17 protein-coding genes are annotated in these 15870 nt (G+C 63.7%); 5 read left to right on the top strand and 12 right to left on the bottom strand.

Annotated elements, in window-relative coordinates; genetic code table 11:
* The first annotated feature begins 107 nt into the window (after positions 1-107).
* Together AC06E7_RS08510 and AC06E7_RS08515 are read left to right on the top strand one after the other, a co-directional pair.
* Positions 108-2996 (top strand): TonB-dependent receptor, encoded by a 2889-nt coding sequence (locus tag AC06E7_RS08510; protein ID WP_478064131.1) that lies wholly within the window; start codon positions 108-110, stop codon positions 2994-2996.
* Between the two features lie 43 nt (positions 2997-3039).
* Positions 3040-3783, top strand: a complete 744-nt coding sequence (locus tag AC06E7_RS08515; RefSeq protein WP_184126111.1) for a FadR/GntR family transcriptional regulator — start codon at positions 3040-3042, stop codon at positions 3781-3783.
* Positions 3784-3855: 72 nt separating this feature from the next.
* Here AC06E7_RS08515 and AC06E7_RS08520 read toward each other — a convergent pair whose 3' ends face one another.
* On the bottom strand, positions 3856-4245 hold the full coding sequence (locus AC06E7_RS08520; protein ID WP_478064132.1) for a DUF6165 family protein: 390 nt from the start codon (positions 4243-4245) through the stop codon (positions 3856-3858).
* Between the two features lie 225 nt (positions 4246-4470).
* Between AC06E7_RS08520 and AC06E7_RS08525 the strand changes: the two genes are divergently transcribed.
* Entirely contained in the window at positions 4471-5127 is a 657-nt protein-coding gene (locus tag AC06E7_RS08525) for a TorF family putative porin (RefSeq protein WP_478064134.1), read from the top strand.
* Between the two features lie 252 nt (positions 5128-5379).
* On the opposite strand, the gene AC06E7_RS08530 is transcribed toward AC06E7_RS08525, so the two are convergent.
* Positions 5380-5850: a YehS family protein gene (locus tag AC06E7_RS08530; RefSeq protein ID WP_478064136.1), complete on the bottom strand. Its 471-nt coding sequence runs from the start codon at positions 5848-5850 to the stop codon at positions 5380-5382.
* A 157-nt stretch (positions 5851-6007) separates the two neighbouring features.
* On the opposite strand from AC06E7_RS08530, the gene AC06E7_RS08535 reads away from it, so the two are divergent.
* Together AC06E7_RS08535 and AC06E7_RS08540 are read left to right on the top strand one after the other, a co-directional pair.
* Positions 6008-6502, top strand: coding sequence for a hypothetical protein (locus AC06E7_RS08535; protein ID WP_478064138.1), 495 nt, complete (start codon positions 6008-6010; stop codon positions 6500-6502).
* Positions 6503-6573: 71 nt separating this feature from the next.
* Positions 6574-7323 (top strand): SDR family NAD(P)-dependent oxidoreductase, encoded by a 750-nt coding sequence (locus tag AC06E7_RS08540; RefSeq protein ID WP_478064140.1) that lies wholly within the window; start codon positions 6574-6576, stop codon positions 7321-7323.
* Here AC06E7_RS08540 and AC06E7_RS08545 read toward each other — a convergent pair whose 3' ends face one another.
* From AC06E7_RS08545 to AC06E7_RS08590, 10 genes are all read right to left on the bottom strand, one after another.
* Positions 7324-7680, bottom strand: a complete 357-nt coding sequence (locus AC06E7_RS08545; protein ID WP_478064142.1) for a VOC family protein — start codon at positions 7678-7680, stop codon at positions 7324-7326.
* A gap of 180 nt (positions 7681-7860) precedes the next feature.
* On the bottom strand, positions 7861-8334 hold the full coding sequence (locus AC06E7_RS08550) for a type II toxin-antitoxin system PemK/MazF family toxin (protein ID WP_095362608.1): 474 nt from the start codon (positions 8332-8334) through the stop codon (positions 7861-7863).
* Between the two features lie 41 nt (positions 8335-8375).
* Entirely contained in the window at positions 8376-9236 is an 861-nt protein-coding gene (locus AC06E7_RS08555) for an SPOR domain-containing protein (RefSeq protein WP_249833609.1), read from the bottom strand.
* A gap of 18 nt (positions 9237-9254) precedes the next feature.
* Complete coding sequence (gene argS / locus AC06E7_RS08560; protein WP_184126106.1) at positions 9255-10943, bottom strand: arginine--tRNA ligase; 1689 nt, start codon at positions 10941-10943, stop codon at positions 9255-9257.
* A gap of 152 nt (positions 10944-11095) precedes the next feature.
* Positions 11096-11794: a RadC family protein gene (gene radC, locus AC06E7_RS08565; protein ID WP_478064145.1), complete on the bottom strand. Its 699-nt coding sequence runs from the start codon at positions 11792-11794 to the stop codon at positions 11096-11098.
* A gap of 651 nt (positions 11795-12445) precedes the next feature.
* Positions 12446-12826, bottom strand: coding sequence for a hypothetical protein (locus tag AC06E7_RS08570; RefSeq protein ID WP_478064147.1), 381 nt, complete (start codon positions 12824-12826; stop codon positions 12446-12448).
* A 190-nt stretch (positions 12827-13016) separates the two neighbouring features.
* Positions 13017-13667: an SMI1/KNR4 family protein gene (locus AC06E7_RS08575; protein WP_478064149.1), complete on the bottom strand. Its 651-nt coding sequence runs from the start codon at positions 13665-13667 to the stop codon at positions 13017-13019.
* A 127-nt stretch (positions 13668-13794) separates the two neighbouring features.
* The gene (locus AC06E7_RS08580) at positions 13795-14358 is read right to left on the bottom strand and encodes a suppressor of fused domain protein (protein WP_478064151.1); all 564 of its coding nucleotides are present in this window, start codon (positions 14356-14358) and stop codon (positions 13795-13797) included.
* A gap of 156 nt (positions 14359-14514) precedes the next feature.
* Positions 14515-14961, bottom strand: a complete 447-nt coding sequence (locus AC06E7_RS08585) for a hypothetical protein (RefSeq protein WP_320458460.1) — start codon at positions 14959-14961, stop codon at positions 14515-14517.
* A 9-nt stretch (positions 14962-14970) separates the two neighbouring features.
* Positions 14971-15828: a hypothetical protein gene (locus AC06E7_RS08590; protein WP_478064153.1), complete on the bottom strand. Its 858-nt coding sequence runs from the start codon at positions 15826-15828 to the stop codon at positions 14971-14973.
* Positions 15829-15870: the final 42 nt, after the last annotated feature.

Genomic DNA, 15870 nt, shown 5'->3' on the forward strand with positions numbered 1-15870 from the left:
CACCGGGGTAGACTTTAGTACCAATTCATTGACATTGGTCCTCCAACCGTGAATCTTCCGGATCGAATCCGTGTAGTCGGACGATCCATCCTGGGAGGGAGATCACGATGTTGCATGACCGCCGTACGGCCTCGCCACGAGGCTTCCGCCACACCGCGCTGCACAGCGCGCTGTTCTATGCCCTGTGCGCCACCGCGGCCCTGCCGCTGGCCCACGCACAGGACGCCGCCCCGGCCACCGCGCCGGCGCAGGCCACCACCCTGGACCAGGTCCAGGTGACCGGCACCCGCGGCACCATCCAGACCTCGATCGACAAGAAGCGCGACGAGACCGTGGTGTCCGACGTGCTCTCGGCCGAAGACATCGGCGACCTGCCGGCGCTGTCCATCGGCGAAGCCATCGAAACCATTACCGGCGCCTCCACCCACCGCGAGAAGGGCGGCGCCTCGGAAATCTCGATCCGCGGGCTGGGCCCGTTCCTGGGCTCGTCCACCTTCAACGGCCGCGAGGCCACCAACGGCAGCGGCGACCGCTCGGTGAACTTCAACCAGTTCCCCTCGGAGCTGATCAACACCGTGGCCATCTACAAGACCCAGCGCGCCGACTTCGTCGAAGGCGGCACCGCCGGCACCGTCAACATGGAAACCGTCAAGCCGCTCGAGTACGGCAAGCGCACCTTCCAGCTGGACGGGCGCGGCACCTGGCAGGAATACGACGACCGACTCAAGGATGGCGACGGCGTGGGCTGGCGCGGTACCGCCAGCTACATCGACCAGTTCGATTTCAGCGGCGGCGGCAAACTTGGCGTTTCGCTCGGCCTGCAGGCGCTGGAAGGCAGCAACCCCGAAGAAATGTTCTCCAGCAGCACCACCTGGGCCGCCTGCGATGGCCGCGAAGTGGTGGGCGCCACCCGCAACTGCACCCAGGTCAACGGCAACGACGTGGCCAACGGCGTGCCGTACTACCTGGTGCCCGGCAGCCGCCTGTATCGCCAGTTCATCGAACACGACAAGCGCGATTCGCAGTTCGGCGCGCTGCAGTGGCGGCCCAACGACGCGGTGGAAGTGAACCTGGATTACCAGCACTCCAAGCGCGACTACACCGAAGACCGTTCGGACCTCACGCTGTCGTCGATGATGCGCAACATCAACAACCGCGTGGTCACCGACGACGGCGCGCTGCTCAGCCACACCGGCAGCACCACCATCGATTCCACCGGCAATTTCCTGGAACGCAACGAGGAATACACCGGCGGCGGGTTCAACGTGATCGTGCGGCCCAGCGCGGCGTGGATGTTCTCCACGGATCTGTCCTACTCCAACACCCAGCGTTCGCAGATCGAGCGCTCCACTCGCCTGCGCGCCGGTCGTACCGACGTCAACGGCAGGCCGGTGGCCGGCATCAAGAACACCCGCTATGTCGACTACACCTACGACTACAGCGGCGATGTGCCCAGCATCTACCTCGATCCGGCGTTCGACGTGAACAACCCGGACAACTTCACCGATTCGGCCCTGGTCCGCCGCCGCCAGCAGGACCGCGAACACACCATCCGCGCCGGCCGCTTCGATGCGGCGTTCACCCCGGAAAGCGGCTTCTTCACCGCGCTCAAGGGTGGCCTGCGCCGTTCCGAAGCGACCTACACCGACTTCACCGACACCGTGGATGTCACCACCACCAATGTCGCCGCGATCCGCGCCGCCAACCAGGCCTGCCGCCAGGCCTTCCCGCAGGATGATTTCCTGGCCAACGCCAGCGGCAACACCATCGACCAGTGGGCCACCTTCGACAGCCGCTGCCTGTTCAAGGCCTTCACCGGCGTGGATGACACCGGCCTCAGCGCGGACCTGCGCGACCCGGCCAACAACGACGTGACCGAGAAAACCAGCGCCATCTACCTGATGGGCGACTACAGCAGCGAGTGGTTCGGCGTGCCGGTCACCGGCAACATCGGCGTGCGCTGGGTGCACACCGACGTTCGTTCGATGGGCCTGCGCAGCGGGCTGGACGTGGTCAACAACCCCGACGGCACCGTGACCCTGCGACCCACCGGCGATTTCACCCGGCAGGTGCTCAAGGCCAGCAACAACGAATGGCTGCCCAGCTTCAACGCCGCCTTCGAACTGCGCCCGGACCTGCTGCTGCGCGTGGGTGCCTACCGCGCGATGTCGCGCCCGGACCTCGCCGCGCTCGGCTACGGCCGCAGCTTCAACCTGGATGAAGTGGATACCGAATTCGGCAGCGTGGCCGATGCACTGGGCAACATCACCGCCACCGGCAACCCGCGCGCCACCCCGCTGATGTCGTGGAATGCCGATGTCTCGCTGGAGTGGTACGCCAACGCCGATTCCATGCTGTCCACCGCCGTGTACTACAAGCAGTTCAACGGTGGTTCGGTGCCGGTGGTGGTGGGCGAGAACTTCGACATCGACGGGGTGAGCGTCACCGTGCCGGTGGAGCAGCTGGCCACCAGCGACCAGAAGAGCGATCTGATCGGCTTCGAGCTCACCGGCTCGCACAGTTTCTCCTACCTGCCGGGCATCTTCGCCGGGCTGGGCGTGAAGGCCAGCTACAACTACGCCCATTCCAACTTCAAGACCGAAGACCTGCGCCTGGGCGAGTCCACCGATCCGGGCACCGGCATCGTCACCCCGGGCATCGTGGAGCCGGCCAACATCTTCGGCCTGTCCAAGCACGTCGCCTCGGCGCAGGTGTACTGGGGCCTGGGCAAGCTGGACCTGCAGGCCATCTACAAGTACCGCTCCGATTACTACCAGCAGTTCGTGGGCGACCCGGCGCAGAACCGCTACGTGCGCGACAATGGCTCGCTGGACTTCCGCGCCACCTACAAGGTGAACAAGCACCTGTCGGTATCGCTGTCGGCCAGCAACCTCACGGACGAGCCGCGGGTGTCGGATATGCCCATCCTGGGCAGCTTCCGCGAGTACACCACCTACGGCCGGCGGTATTATCTGGGGGTACGCTACCGTTTCTAAGCGCAACTCCGGTTCCCAGCCACCGTACAGCCAGGCCTTGAAGATGTCCGAACCCCGCCTTTACCAGTCCATTGCCGCTGAAATCGTCGCGCTGATCGAGAAGGGCGAATTCCCGCCCGGCTCGCGCCTGCCCGGCGAACGCGACCTGGCCGAACGGCTCGGGGTGAGCCGGGTCACGGTGCGCGAAGCGGAAATCGCCCTGGAGGCGCAGGGCCTGATCACCATCAAGACCGGCTCGGGCGTGTACGTGAAGGCACGTCCGGCGGCCGCCCCTGGCGCGCTGCCGGATGTATCGGCCTTCGACCTCACCGCAGCCCGTGCGGTGATCGAAGCCGAGGCGGCGGCCATGGCCGCCAGCCGCATCACCGATGCGGAAGTGGAAATGCTGGAAGGGCTGATTGCGGCAATGACCGACCCGACCTCGAGCGAGGCGGCGGCCAGCGAGGCCGACCGCCAGTTCCACCTGGCCATTGCGCGCATTGCCGGCAACCCGGTGGTGGAGCACTGCGTGCAGCTGATCTGGCGCATGCGCAACGAGTTGCCGCGGGTGCGCCAGGTGTATGCCAACGTGTGCCACAACGACGGCGACACCCGCAACGACGAACACACCGCCATCCTCGATGGCCTGCGCCTGCGCGACCCCGGCGCGGCGCGCACGGCAATGCGCAATCACTTCCAGCGGCTGTTCGAATCCATGCTGGAAGCTACGGAAAATGAAGCGCTGGCGGAGATCCGCCGGCGCACCCAGCAGGACCGCGAACGGTTCCTGGCCGCTACCGCCCGTTGAGGGATCCAGCCACGCAGGGCGTGACTCTACGGGATGCGCGCGGTAGAGCCACGCCCTGCGTGGCTGGCGCAATCACTCCCCCTGATACTGCTTCTCTTCCACCAGCTGTGACCCGGCAATGCGGTTGATCTCGTTCTTCACCTTCACCCGCTCGCCATTGGTGCCATACACCCCGCGCGCCAGCTGGATGAACTGATCATCGAACACCTGCGCCGCTTCCTTGTCGCGCAGCTGGTCCTGGATGTCCCACATCCGCACGTTGATTGCCTTGAGCTGGGTTTTCAGCCCCTCCAGCCCTGGCTGCGCGGCCAGCTGTTCCTGCCACAGCGGCAGCAGCCCCTCCAGTTCGGTGCGCACGTTGGCCACCTTGCCGGCATCGGTGATGCGTTCGGCCTTGATTTCCAGGATGGTGATCTTGTCGATCAGCTCGCCAATCGATACCGGGGTCAGGATCGCGTCCACGCGTTTCTCGCTGCAGGTCAGTCAGGGCCGCCATGATAGCGCGGGCCGCCTGAAGGCCTGGTGGGCAGCTTTTACGCCGAATTTGCGCGCCCCGCCGCTGCGGCGCATGGCGCCTTTACGGGCGCGCTCACCACACTGTGCGCTTCAACGGCGCGGCCGTTTTCAGTAAGGGTGGACGTGGTGGCAAAGCAGCAGAAAGGGCGCGCAGTGCGCCGGGTGAGCGGAATGGTTCTTGGCCTGGCGCTCAGCGGTTCGGCGCTGGCGGGCGTGGACGGTAATGCCACGCTGACCTCCGATTACGTCTGGCGCGGCAGCTCGCAGACGATGGAAGATCCCACCGTGCAGGCCGGGATCAAACTCAGCAGCGAATCGGGCTGGTATGCCTCGGTCTGGGGCTCGGGCGTGTCGTTCGAGCCCGATGCCGGTGCACGCAGCGAATTCGACATCGTCGCCGGCTGGAGCGGTGCGCTGGCGCCGGATTGGGCGCTGGACGTGAACCTCACCCATTACCTGTACCCGTCCACCACCGTGGACGTGGACTGGGCCGAGCTCAACAGCACGCTGACCTGGAAGGAGCGCTACTGGGTGAGCGTCGGCGTTTCCGACGACGCCCTGGCCAGCGGCCGCACCGGCACGTACGCCCAGCTGGGCGCACGGCTGCCGCTGGGAGAGCAGTGGCGCATCGAAGGCGCGGTGGGCCAGTACTGGCTCGACAGCGCGTACGCCGACGATTACCTGCACGGCCAGCTCAGCGCCATCTGGAAGGTGCATGGCCCGTGGGAGCTGCGCCTGACCGCCCACGACACCGACCGCGCCGCCAAGCGCCTGTTCGGCAGCAACGCCGGCTCCCGCGTGGAATTCGCGATCCAGACAACGTTCTGAGGCGCGGGCGGTGATTGAAACCGCACCGTTTCGCGAGCGGTCATGCCTTACCGGGGTACCCACCCGCGCGTGCGGTCGATAGGGATGCGACCCTACCGGCGTCGCCCATGCCGCATCGCAAATGCGCACCGACCAGGGCCGGTGCGCAAAAACCTGACCGTCGGCGCGCCGGGAGGGTAGGGTCGGTTCCCAAACGACCGCCGATAGGGTCCATCAGCGCATTGACGCATGGACCCCAATCGAAGCAGCGCCTTACGCTGGACGAACGCGCAGCGTCAAACCCTTAAGGAAATTGCGCAGCAACTGATCGCCGCACGCGCGGAAATTCTTATGGTCCGGCTGCCGGAACAACGCCGACAGCTCCGGCTTCGACACCGGGAACCCCGCGCTCTCGAAAATCGCGTGCATATCCACATCCTTCAGCTCGAAGGCCACTCGCAGCTTCTTCAGCACCAGGTTGTTGGTGATGCGCTTTTCCACCGGGCGCAACGGCTGGCTTTCATCGCGGCCGCGGAATTGCACGATCAGCCCATCCAGGAAGTGCGCCAGCGTGCGGTCATCGCAGGCCACGAACCCTTCCTCGTCTTCCTTGCGCAGCCAACCGGGCACATCGGCCTTGTCCACCCCGAAGGCCGGGTCGGCCAGGGCACAGATTTCCGCAATCTTTCCGTCGCTCAGGTCGAGCATGTAACGGATGCTGCGCAGTACATCGTTGTTGATCATGAGACGTCCAATACCGCCGACGCGGCTGCGTGGCTGGCCGCCATTTTACCCCCACCCGCCGCCGGGCCCCGAAACGGCCGGTTGCGGCTGTCATCTGGCTGCCATGAAAGTGAAGCACAGTGCGCTCCTCAGGCATCAACAGGCAGTGGAGCAGGCAATGCGCAGGTGGCAGGTTCTGGCGGGTGTGGGCATGGTCTGGCTGGCCGCAACGGCCTCGGCCCAGGCTCCGTATGTGGCGATTGAACAGCGCGTGGACCCGCAGCAGCTGGCCGACGTGGGGCTCACCCCTGCCCAGCTGCAGACCCTGAACCGCCTGCTTCGCGAGGCCGACGCCCGCGCCCCGGCGCCGGTTCCGGTGGCTGCCGCGGCAGCCCCGGCACCGCTGCCCGGCGCGCCCACCCCGGCCCCGATGTTCCCCGGCCTGGATGATGGCCCCATCCATGCCAGCGTCACCGGCCAGGTCGATGGCTGGCAGCCGGGCACCGTGTTCACCCTGGACAACGGCCAGCAGTGGCAGGTGCTCAAGGGGGAAATGAAGCTCAAGGCCGGCCGCAGCAACCCGCCCATCGTGGTGGTGCCGGGCATTGCCGGGCGCTGGTTCCTGCAGGTGGATGAAGACCTTCCCAAGGCCCGGGTGTTCCGCATCCGCTGATTCCGCCAGCGCCCGCCAACACAGCGCGGCGCAGGGTGCGAAAATAGTCGGGAATCCCACGGAGACCCCCGATGACCCGTACCGCTCTGATCACCGGCGCCACTTCCGGCTTTGGCGCCGCCGCCGTCCATCGTTTCGCCCATGCCGGCTGGCGCGTCATCGCCACCGGGCGCCGTGCCGAACGGCTGCAGCCGCTGGTCGACGCTTACGGCCCCGAGCGCGTACATGCGGCGGTCTTCGACGTGCGTGACAACGCCGCGATGGAAGCGGCCCTGGCCGCGCTGCCGGCCGGCTTCGCCGACATCGACCTGCTGGTCAACAACGCCGGCCTGGCCCAGGGCACCGCCCCGGCCCAGAGCGCTTCGCTGGAAGACTGGCGCACCATGATCGACACCAACGTCACCGCGCTGGTCACGCTCACCCACCGCCTGCTGCCGCAGCTGGTGGCGCGCAAGGGCGCCATCATCAACATCAGCTCGGTGGCCGGCGTGTACCCCTACCCGGGCGGCAACGCCTACGGCGGCACCAAGGCCTTCGTCAGCCAGTTCTCGCTGGGCCTGCGCTCGGACCTGCACGGCACCGGCGTGCGCGTGACCACCATCGAACCGGGCATGGCCGAGACCGAATTCACCCTGGTCCGCACCCACGGCAACCAGGCCGCCTCGGATACGCTCTACACCGGCGCCAACCCGATGACCGCCGACGACATCGCCGAGCAGATCTTCTGGGTGGCCAACCTGCCGGCGCACCTGAACATCAACCGCCTCGAACTGATGCCGGTCAGCCAGTCGTTTGCCGGCTTCCAGGTAGCCCGCGACTGATCAGGCCGCGGTCCATACCGCGAGCTCATACCCATCGGGGTCGCGGAAATGGAACCGGCGCCCGCCCGGAAAGTCGAAGGCCGGCGTGGAAATGGCCGCACCGGCCTTTTCCACCCGCGCCTGCGTGGCGTCGAGGTCATCGGCATACAGGATCACCAGCGGCCCGCCAGCGCGCACCGGCCCATCGGTGGTGAAGCCACCGCGCAGGCGGCCGTCGTTGAATTCGGTGTAGCCCGGGCCGTAATCGGTGAACGTCCAACCGAACACCTCGACGTAGAACGCCTTGCTGCGCGCGATGTCAGCCACGTTGAATTCGATGTTGTCGATGCGGTGGTTATTGCCTTCAGACGTGCCCATGGGCGCTTCCCGGAATGTGGAGGCGCCAGCATGCCGCATTCGGCTGCCCAAAGAAAAAGCCCCGCAGTGCGGGGCTTTTTCAAGGCTCAAGGCCAAATAGGTGAAGCTACGGGCTCGAAGGCCAATAGCGGGATCCTACCTCCATGGCATGGCCAGGTCAAACACCTCCCCACTCTGCGTTCAGGCAAGCTGCGGCGCCGCCTCCGGCGCGGGTTCCCGGGCGAGAAGCGAAAGGCCACTACAGCTCCGCAGCACGGCCCGCTGGATGTCTGCGACGATCTGGCGGGGCAGCTGAACCTTCAACGGCCCGTTGCGATCGCGAAGAGGGTATAGGCGGTCGCGCGATACGTGGGTTACACATTCGGCAATGGCCCATCGATCACGGGGATCGTAGGCATGGGTGACCGGAACCAGCGATGCGTCCAGCAATACGTGGTACCCACGTTCCACTGCATCGGAGTTGTGTGACGACGACAACGGCACCACCAGCACACAGCCGTTGGGTAGTCGTCCATTCAATACTGCCGACAGACGCCGCTTGCGCATTTCGTTCGGTATCCGGCCATTGGCCCTCGGCTCGATCGGAGGGTTCGGGAACTGGCCAAAATCGCATTCCACGATTTCACCCACCTTTGGCTGGTACCGCAAACTCATCCCGCGCCCTCCTGGCTGAAACGTGCGATCAACTCGCGTAGTTACTGCGCCTTGATCGCCATCGCCTGCAACCCGGTACCGTCCAGTTTCTGCTTGGCTTCGGCCAGCTCGCCGGCGGTGCCGTACGGGCCCATGCGCACGCGGTATACGGTCTTGCCGTTGATCTGCGCCGATTCCACCCGCGCCGCCAGGCCGATCATGGCCAGCTTGGCCTTGGTGGCTTCGGCATCGCCCGATGCCCCGAAGGCGCCGGCCTGCAGGATGTAACGCACGTTGTTGGCCGGCTCTGCTGCCGCCGTAGCCGGCGCGGCCGCAGCAGGGGTTTCCGGCTTGGGCGTGGCCGCAGCCGCAACCGGCTTCGGCTGTGCAGCGGCGGCTGCCGGGCGCTCGGCCACCGGCGCCGGCAACGGGGCCGGTGCAGTGGTGGCGGTGGCTGCGGTAGCCGTTGCCGTGGTCGGCGCCGGCACCGCTGCCGGTACCGGGCGGCCTTCCAGCGCGGCCTGCGCGCGCTGCGCTTCGGCCTTGGCCCGGCGCTGGTCTTCGGCACGCGCGCTGGCGGCCAGCTCCGCATCGGACATTTCCACTTCCTTGCCCGGAAGCAGGGTGTAGAAGTCGTACTGCGTGGCGGCCGGCTTGGCCGGTTCGGCAGGCTTGGCGGCCGCACCCGGCTTGGGCAGTTCGGCGCCCACGTCGGTGTCCGCGTCGCTGACCGGGGCCGGCTGCGCGTTCGGGTCCGGCTGCGGGCCTACCCGCAGGAAGCCGTCGCCATCGTTTTTGAACAGGTTCGGTGCCGCCAGGAACACCACCGCGGCAATCGCCACGCCAGCCACCAACCACACCCATCCGGGCGTGCCTTGGCTGGTGTTGCGTCGGGCCTGGGTCTTGCCGCGTCGTGCTGCCATTTACTGCTTCTCCACTGCTTACATTTTTTCCGGGGCGGAAACGCCCAGGATGTTCAGACCATTGGCCAGCACCTGGCGGGCGGCACACGCCAGCGTCAGCTTGGCATTGCGCTCGGCCTCGTCAGCCACCAGCACCTGCGTGCCGTGATACCACGTGTGGAAGGCGTGCGCCAATTCACGCAGGTACTGCGCGATCAGGTGCGGTTCCAGCGCGATGCCGGCCGCTTCCACCACTTCCGGGAAGCGCGACATTTCCACCATCAGCCACAGCGAGGGTTCGTCGTTCAGCGTCGACAGGCCGGCAAGACCCTCGGCCGGGGTGTACGACAGCCCCTTCTCCTGTGCCTGGCGCAGCAGGCTGCACACGCGGGCGTGCGCATACTGCACGTAGAACACCGGGTTGTCATTGCTTTGCTGGCGGGCCAGGTCGATATCGAAGGTCAGCTGCGAATCAGGCTTGCGTGCAATCAGGAACCAGCGGGTGGCATCGCGGCCGGCTTCCTCGATCAGGTCGCGCAGGGTCAGGTAGCTGCCGGCCCGCTTGGACAGCTTCACTTCCTCGCCGCCGCGCATCACCGTCACCATCTGGTGCAGCACGTATTCCGGCCAGCCCTTGGGAATGCCCACGTCCAGCGCCTGCAGGCCGGCGCGCACGCGCGCCAGCGAACCGTGGTGGTCCGCGCCCAGCTCGGTGATGGCGCGCTCATACCCGCGCTGCCACTTGCTCAGGTGGTAGGCCACGTCCGGCAGGAAATAGGTGTAGGTGCCGTCGGACTTGCGCATCACGCGGTCCTTGTCGTCACCGAAATCGGTGGAGCGCAGCCACAGCGCGCCGCCTTCCTCATAGGTATGGCCAGCGGCCTTGAGCTGGGCCACGGTCTCTTCGACCTTGCCGTCTTTGTACAGCGAGCTCTCCAGGAAGTAGATGTCGAAATCCACTCCGAAGGCGGCCAGGTCCTGGTTCTGCTCGTTGCGAAGGTAAGCCACGGCAAAGCGGCGGATCGCGTCCAGGTTGTCCGGGTCGCGCTCGCCCACCACCGCATGGCCTTCCAGCTCCACGGTGGCGCCGGCCAGGTAGGCCTTGGCCACGTCTTCGATGTAATCGCCGCGGTAGCCGCCTTCCGGCCAGCCGGCGTCATCCGGCTTGATGCCCTTGGCGCGCGCCTGGGTGGACAGGGCCAGGTTCTCGATCTGCACGCCGGCGTCGTTGTAGTAGAACTCGCGCTTGGCGTTCCAGCCGTTCACATCCAGCAGGCGGGCCAGGCAGTCGCCGATGGCCGCCGCGCGGCCATGGCCCACGTGCAACGGACCGGTCGGGTTGGCCGACACGTATTCCACACCCACCGTGCGGCCGTTGCCGCTCAGGTTGTGGCCGTAATCAGCCCCTTCCTTGAGCACGCCGGCCGCTTCGCGCTGGTAGGCGCTGGGGGCGAGGTGGAAATTGATGAAGCCCGGGCCGGCGATCTCAACGCGCAGCACATCGTCGCTCTTGGGCAGCGCATCCAGCAGGGCCTGGGCCAGGGCGCGCGGGTTGCTGCGCGCCGGCTTGGCCAGCAGCATGGCGGCATTGGTGGCGAAATCACCGTGTTCACGGGTCTTCGGGCGTTCCACCACGAATTCCGGGGTCAGGGTGTCGGCCGGCAGAGTGCCGTTGGCGCGCAAGGCTTCGATGCCTTGGCTGATCAGGGCGCGGAGGAGATTTTTCACAGGGCCTGCTTTGAGACTGGAGCGGCGGAATCGGTAATTTTAGCCCAGAAGCCGCCCCGATCCATTGAACCGGGGCACAGCGGGGGCGGGAAGGCGGGCGTGGGGTGGGGCGGGAGGCCTTAAGGACAGGGGGACTGGGCTGACCGGCCCGTTCAGCTTCGGAAAGAGAGGTCTCGTCGGAGCCAGCCAAGGGATGCCAGAGAAACCGGGGTGCCATCCCCCACCACGATGTGGTCGACCAATCGCACGCCGACCAAGGGCAGTGCCTCCACCAGCTGCCGGGTGATCTGGCGGTCTGCCTCTGAGGGAGTGGAATTTCCCGAGGGGTGGTTGTGCCCAACGATCACGGCTGCCGCGTTGTGGAGCAAGGCGCGGCGGGCGACCTCGCGGGGGTACACCACGGCAGAGTCGATGGTCCCGGTGAAAAGCTCCTCGAAGGCGATGGCCCGATTTCGAGTGTCCACGAACAGTGCGGCAAAGATCTCCTGCTTTCGTCCGCGCAAGCGCTGCTTGAAGTAGCGCATGGAGGTCGTTGCATCGAGCATGCTCTCTCCGCGTTCCAAGTCAGCAAGCAGATAGCGGTCGGTCAGTTCAAGTGCGGCGACCAATTCGCAGGCCCGGGCAAGTCCAAGTCCGGGCAGTTTCTTCAGCTGCCGCACGTCCATGTCCAATAGACGGCGGAGGGGACCGTGCGCCTGCACCAGAAGTTGCGCTTGCTCAAGCGCATTCAGCCCGTTGCAGCCGGTCCCAAGGAAGAGCGCCAGTAGCTCTGCATCGGTAAGGGCCCCCGGTCCGCGCCCCATAAGCTTCTCGCGAGGACGATCTTCTTTCGGCCAGTGCTTGATGGTCATGCCGATCAGTGTTAACCACTTCGCGACTTTGGGCGATAGGGAAGTGCCCAATAAGAATGTCAGGGACTATGAGAAGACTTACCTAGGCTGACTGGCCCCTAGGTCGTGGTCTGGACGAGCACGCTCTTGTCGATCTCTAAGTTCGCGGAAGCACGGGCTATCTGCTGGAAGGTCGAGGTCCATCCCCGCTCTGGAAAATGGGCCTGATGTGCCTGGATTCAGAGTTGCGAGGTTAGTTTTGAACCCGTTCTCATGGCCACTCTCTGTGCGAGTATTTCCTGCAGTCGCAAGGATTGCCCAGCACTCTGTGAGTCGATCAGCGACACCAGAGGGCTCAACGGAGGCGTATGCTTGGCCTAAGCAACAAGATCGGAGTCTGCGGGTGCGACATGATATGACCTGTCCAAGCGAGAGAGCCGGGCAAGCACGGTTCCATCGATCTGCCCCGCACCTGCCATCGGGCTGCGTGCTTCAATTCTGGCACGTTTCAGACGGCGAAGGCAGTTCGCCCGGGGATCAACCGGGCTGAGTAAGGCGGTACATGCGAGTGCCGGAATCTGGTTGAAGAACGCCTTCCTGCATCGACTGCGCAAGAAATCTCGCCACTTCCTGCTCGGTAAGCGACAAGGCCCGCGATGCGGGCCTTGTGCGTTATGGGTGGAAATCAACCATCTCCGTCCCCTTTGATTCGCATTCAAAACTGTCAACCACTTTCGCACCCGTGACGTTGATGGCGATGTTTCCAACATGGCCATCAACTGACTCCGTGTGATATGCGAGATCACAGACATCGCCGACCCCAGGCAAGCGTTTGCCCTCTTCAAAATACGGATAGAAAAAATCAAGCTCAGAACTATCTGCCTTAACCTTGAACCCCACATAGGTGCGCAGGTAGCCGCTAACGGGCGGGATAGCTGATCGCTCCACGATAGTGGCCTGAATGAGCTTTTGCGTTTGTTGCTTTGGTTTCGGTGAAGCGCACGCAGATCCGATACCAAGCAACAAGACCAATAAAAAAAATCTCGTGGCCATCAAGGAGTCCCGTTCTGATCCAGCAGGAAGTTGTAAGACTTAATGGTAGCTCCGCTGGCATCTTGGTACTGAACACCAAATTTGGAGCTGTCGGAACCAGCATCGCGGTGCGCGCAGTCAGCGACATTGGAGAGCGGTCGCGCGGCCAATCGGGGAGAACCGTGGTTGAGCCGGACAACCGACGATCAGCCTAGAGACCTTCCCCAGTCACGAGGTGAATCTTCTCGCCATCGGGAAGGTTGCTGATCTGTCTGGCAAGATTTCCACGCACCCTCATGGCCCGCTCCGAGTCCATGGGCGACAAATTGGAAACGGAGAACGGCCCGCCAAGCACGAACGGAACCTTGGGCACCAGACGCATCTTCGCAGGCAGAGGCCCGTGGAGCAGTTGCCATTCCCTTGCAACCGGATGGCCAGTCAGAAACGCGAAGTCACCAAGCACGGCAGCCGCCCATTCCTCAAGCGATTCGCCAAGCAAGGTCAACTCTCCGGTCTCAGGATCAAATTGCCAAACCTTGCCATCCTTTAAGCAGAATTGACCGCCAAAGACATCCTCTGCGAAGAACAGGCAACTGCTGGCGAGTTCGCCATACTCCACACGCCAGCCGGAATCACTATTCCAGGCATCAAGTCCCACGCTCGAAGCAGAGTCGTTGACTGGGAAGAAATGCAGTGCGGATTCGAACGCGTAAAAGCCGTTCTTCTCGCCCAGAATGTCCGCCAACTCCTTGGGTACGCCGCCAAGCCGCGCGCAGGCTTCCCGCATCATCTCCGTACCGCCAGGCGACAGGGCTGGCGAGCTGAGTTCCAGCAGCTTCGTCGTGGCTGGGCCACTACTCATTCATCATCCCCTCAACAACAATGGCGATTTCGAGCTGACGGAGGCTGCCGCGAGTCATGCCCCAGTCCAGCGGGCCAGCGGCCATTCCGCGATGCACCGCCCCGCGAGTTCCCTACAGTGCCGTGTGCTACACCACTGGCCTCCGAAGCGGTTCAAGATAGTCGAACAGGGATGCCTCGAACAACGTCTCCAACGCGTCCAGGCCATTCTCCTTCTTGAAATCAACCTCGGATCTGGTGACTGGAAGAAGCCAGTAGCAGCTGATTCTGGCCCCGTTGCCAAGATCAGCAATCTCAGTGGTGGGCCCGTCGATATAGGGAAGTGACACAAGGCCGTGATCACACGGCGATTCACCGATCCACGGCTTGCCAAAGTCGACCGTGTCGCCTAGTCGCATGCCTCCGATTTCCCGGTGATAGCTGGCAACTGCCGCCAACAACTCTGGGACTTCAGCACTGGCACTCAAACTCAACATATGAAGCTCGATTGGGTTACGCATCCCTTCGGACATGCCTACCGTTGCGTAGGTCCACATGTCACGACCGGAACCCGGCGGCAGGCTGAGGATTTCGAATAGCGGTGAAAGCCTGGAGTGTGGGCTGGTCGGGAACTCAGTGTCCCGCATCGTTCCCTTCCATGCTTCTGCGTAGTGGTGACGAAGCACTTCGACGTATCTGGATGCTGGCAACATCAAGACTCTCCCTCGGTGGCTGGAAGCGCCGTCAACCCGAGCATCGGAAGGGAGATCATCGAAGGCATCAAGATGGCATAGAGGCGGCTACGAGCCCTATAGGTCGCTGACAGATTGACACACATCGCGGTCGTTTGGCGTATCACGGGAGAATGATCAGAATGTGCCGTGTGTTCGGTGTTTCCACGCGTCGCCAAATCCCGGTACGCTACTTGAAAGCGCTTGTAGCACAGCGCTCCTGCTCAATCCTGCTTCGAACGCGAGTCCGACGAGGAACTCGCCCATGTAGGAGCTGAGGCCGTCTGGGGCCGTCAGCGCACTCCAGACAATGCGATCCACCGTGTCCAGCCGACCTTGGCTGTCCAGCTTGGAGGAGTAGGCTTTGAGCCAACTGTCACGGGCTTCGGAACGCTGAAACGTCCAGAACTCGCGAGCGGCTTTAACAGCCGACCTCTGATCGTGGTCAAGGCGGGGGCTGAGGAGGTCGCAGAAGGCAAGTGCGAGCATCGCTCTCTCACAAACATCGTTCTCGAGACAGGCGGCTTCGAGGACTTGGCCCAGCACCGCTTGCAGATCGGCTTGCGACTCCAGATCGTTCGTCATGGGCCGCCTCTAGAGAGTATGAGCTGAAAAGAACACGATTGTGTTGTGGTGGGTATCAAACAGAAGTCTGCGCCCGTCCTCCTGAAAGGCCATGTACTCGAAGTAGTGCAGGCTCTGGATGAGCTCAACAAGGATGAGCTTGTCGGCGAGCCGCAACACCGGCCATGGTCCTTGCTCATCATCCGTTATGGCAACGAACAATGAATTCCCGTCCATCTCCCCTATCTTCTGGGAGAGGATATTCTCCCATGCAGCTACGTCATCTCCATAGTGGATGGTCTCTGCGCTTCGAAGCGCCGTCCACCAATGAACTGACTCACTATTCTCTGTGTGAACCTTTCCTGCAGCCGCAAGGATTTCCTCGGCTGCCTGTGAGTCGATCAGCGACACCAGGGGGCTTAACGCAGCCATCTGTTTGGCGATACGCAACAAGTCGGAGTCTTCAGATGCACGCTTCGACGTCTGGTAGCTGGCAAGGAGGCCGTCTGCCAAGTCAACTATCATTCTGTCGTGTGTGGTGTCACTGGAAAAGTCGGCCAGTACTCTGAACTCTGAATCATTCTTGATTGATCCACGCCTCAATACTGCACAGACCTTCCTCATATTCCTGTCGACAAACAAGTTGAAATCGAAGCCATGCCGTTCGATCAGCACTTTACTGGCATCCACCCGCTCCTCGTCAGGGAGGTGGCTGAGTCCCTCTGCCAGGCTGTCGGCAATTGAGTACAGAGCGGGCGATCCAGCGAGCTTTACGACTGCGGTCCGTTGCATGCCAACAATCTTATCTGGCACACCGGTACTGGCCAGGATCGAAATGGCATCTTGGCACCACGACGCTAAGACTTTGTAGTCGATACTGGAACTCATCCCGCCATGATCCCGAGTTGATGCCCCTGCAAGGTGCAAGGG

The organism is Stenotrophomonas sp. Steno-Z4 (genome assembly GCF_056393145.1).

What these genes read in the sequence shown, in the direction of transcription:
- AC06E7_RS08550 (WP_095362608.1), bottom strand. Translation starts at nt 8,334, where the DNA reads ATGAGTTTGCGGTACCAGCCAAAGGTGGGTGAAATCGTGGAATGCGAT.
- AC06E7_RS08515 (WP_184126111.1), top strand. Translation starts at nt 3,040, where the DNA reads ATGTCCGAACCCCGCCTTTACCAGTCCATTGCCGCTGAAATCGTCGCG.
- AC06E7_RS08510 (WP_478064131.1), top strand. Translation starts at nt 108, where the DNA reads ATGTTGCATGACCGCCGTACGGCCTCGCCACGAGGCTTCCGCCACACC.
- AC06E7_RS08555 (WP_249833609.1), bottom strand. Translation starts at nt 9,236, where the DNA reads ATGGCAGCACGACGCGGCAAGACCCAGGCCCGACGCAACACCAGCCAA.
- AC06E7_RS08535 (WP_478064138.1), top strand. Translation starts at nt 6,008, where the DNA reads ATGCGCAGGTGGCAGGTTCTGGCGGGTGTGGGCATGGTCTGGCTGGCC.
- AC06E7_RS08575 (WP_478064149.1), bottom strand. Translation starts at nt 13,667, where the DNA reads ATGAGTAGTGGCCCAGCCACGACGAAGCTGCTGGAACTCAGCTCGCCA.
- AC06E7_RS08580 (WP_478064151.1), bottom strand. Translation starts at nt 14,358, where the DNA reads ATGTTGCCAGCATCCAGATACGTCGAAGTGCTTCGTCACCACTACGCA.
- AC06E7_RS08530 (WP_478064136.1), bottom strand. Translation starts at nt 5,850, where the DNA reads ATGATCAACAACGATGTACTGCGCAGCATCCGTTACATGCTCGACCTG.
- AC06E7_RS08590 (WP_478064153.1), bottom strand. Translation starts at nt 15,828, where the DNA reads ATGAGTTCCAGTATCGACTACAAAGTCTTAGCGTCGTGGTGCCAAGAT.
- radC (WP_478064145.1), bottom strand. Translation starts at nt 11,794, where the DNA reads ATGACCATCAAGCACTGGCCGAAAGAAGATCGTCCTCGCGAGAAGCTT.
- AC06E7_RS08525 (WP_478064134.1), top strand. Translation starts at nt 4,471, where the DNA reads ATGGTTCTTGGCCTGGCGCTCAGCGGTTCGGCGCTGGCGGGCGTGGAC.
- AC06E7_RS08540 (WP_478064140.1), top strand. Translation starts at nt 6,574, where the DNA reads ATGACCCGTACCGCTCTGATCACCGGCGCCACTTCCGGCTTTGGCGCC.
- AC06E7_RS08570 (WP_478064147.1), bottom strand. Translation starts at nt 12,826, where the DNA reads ATGGCCACGAGATTTTTTTTATTGGTCTTGTTGCTTGGTATCGGATCT.
- AC06E7_RS08545 (WP_478064142.1), bottom strand. Translation starts at nt 7,680, where the DNA reads ATGGGCACGTCTGAAGGCAATAACCACCGCATCGACAACATCGAATTC.
- AC06E7_RS08585 (WP_320458460.1), bottom strand. Translation starts at nt 14,961, where the DNA reads ATGACGAACGATCTGGAGTCGCAAGCCGATCTGCAAGCGGTGCTGGGC.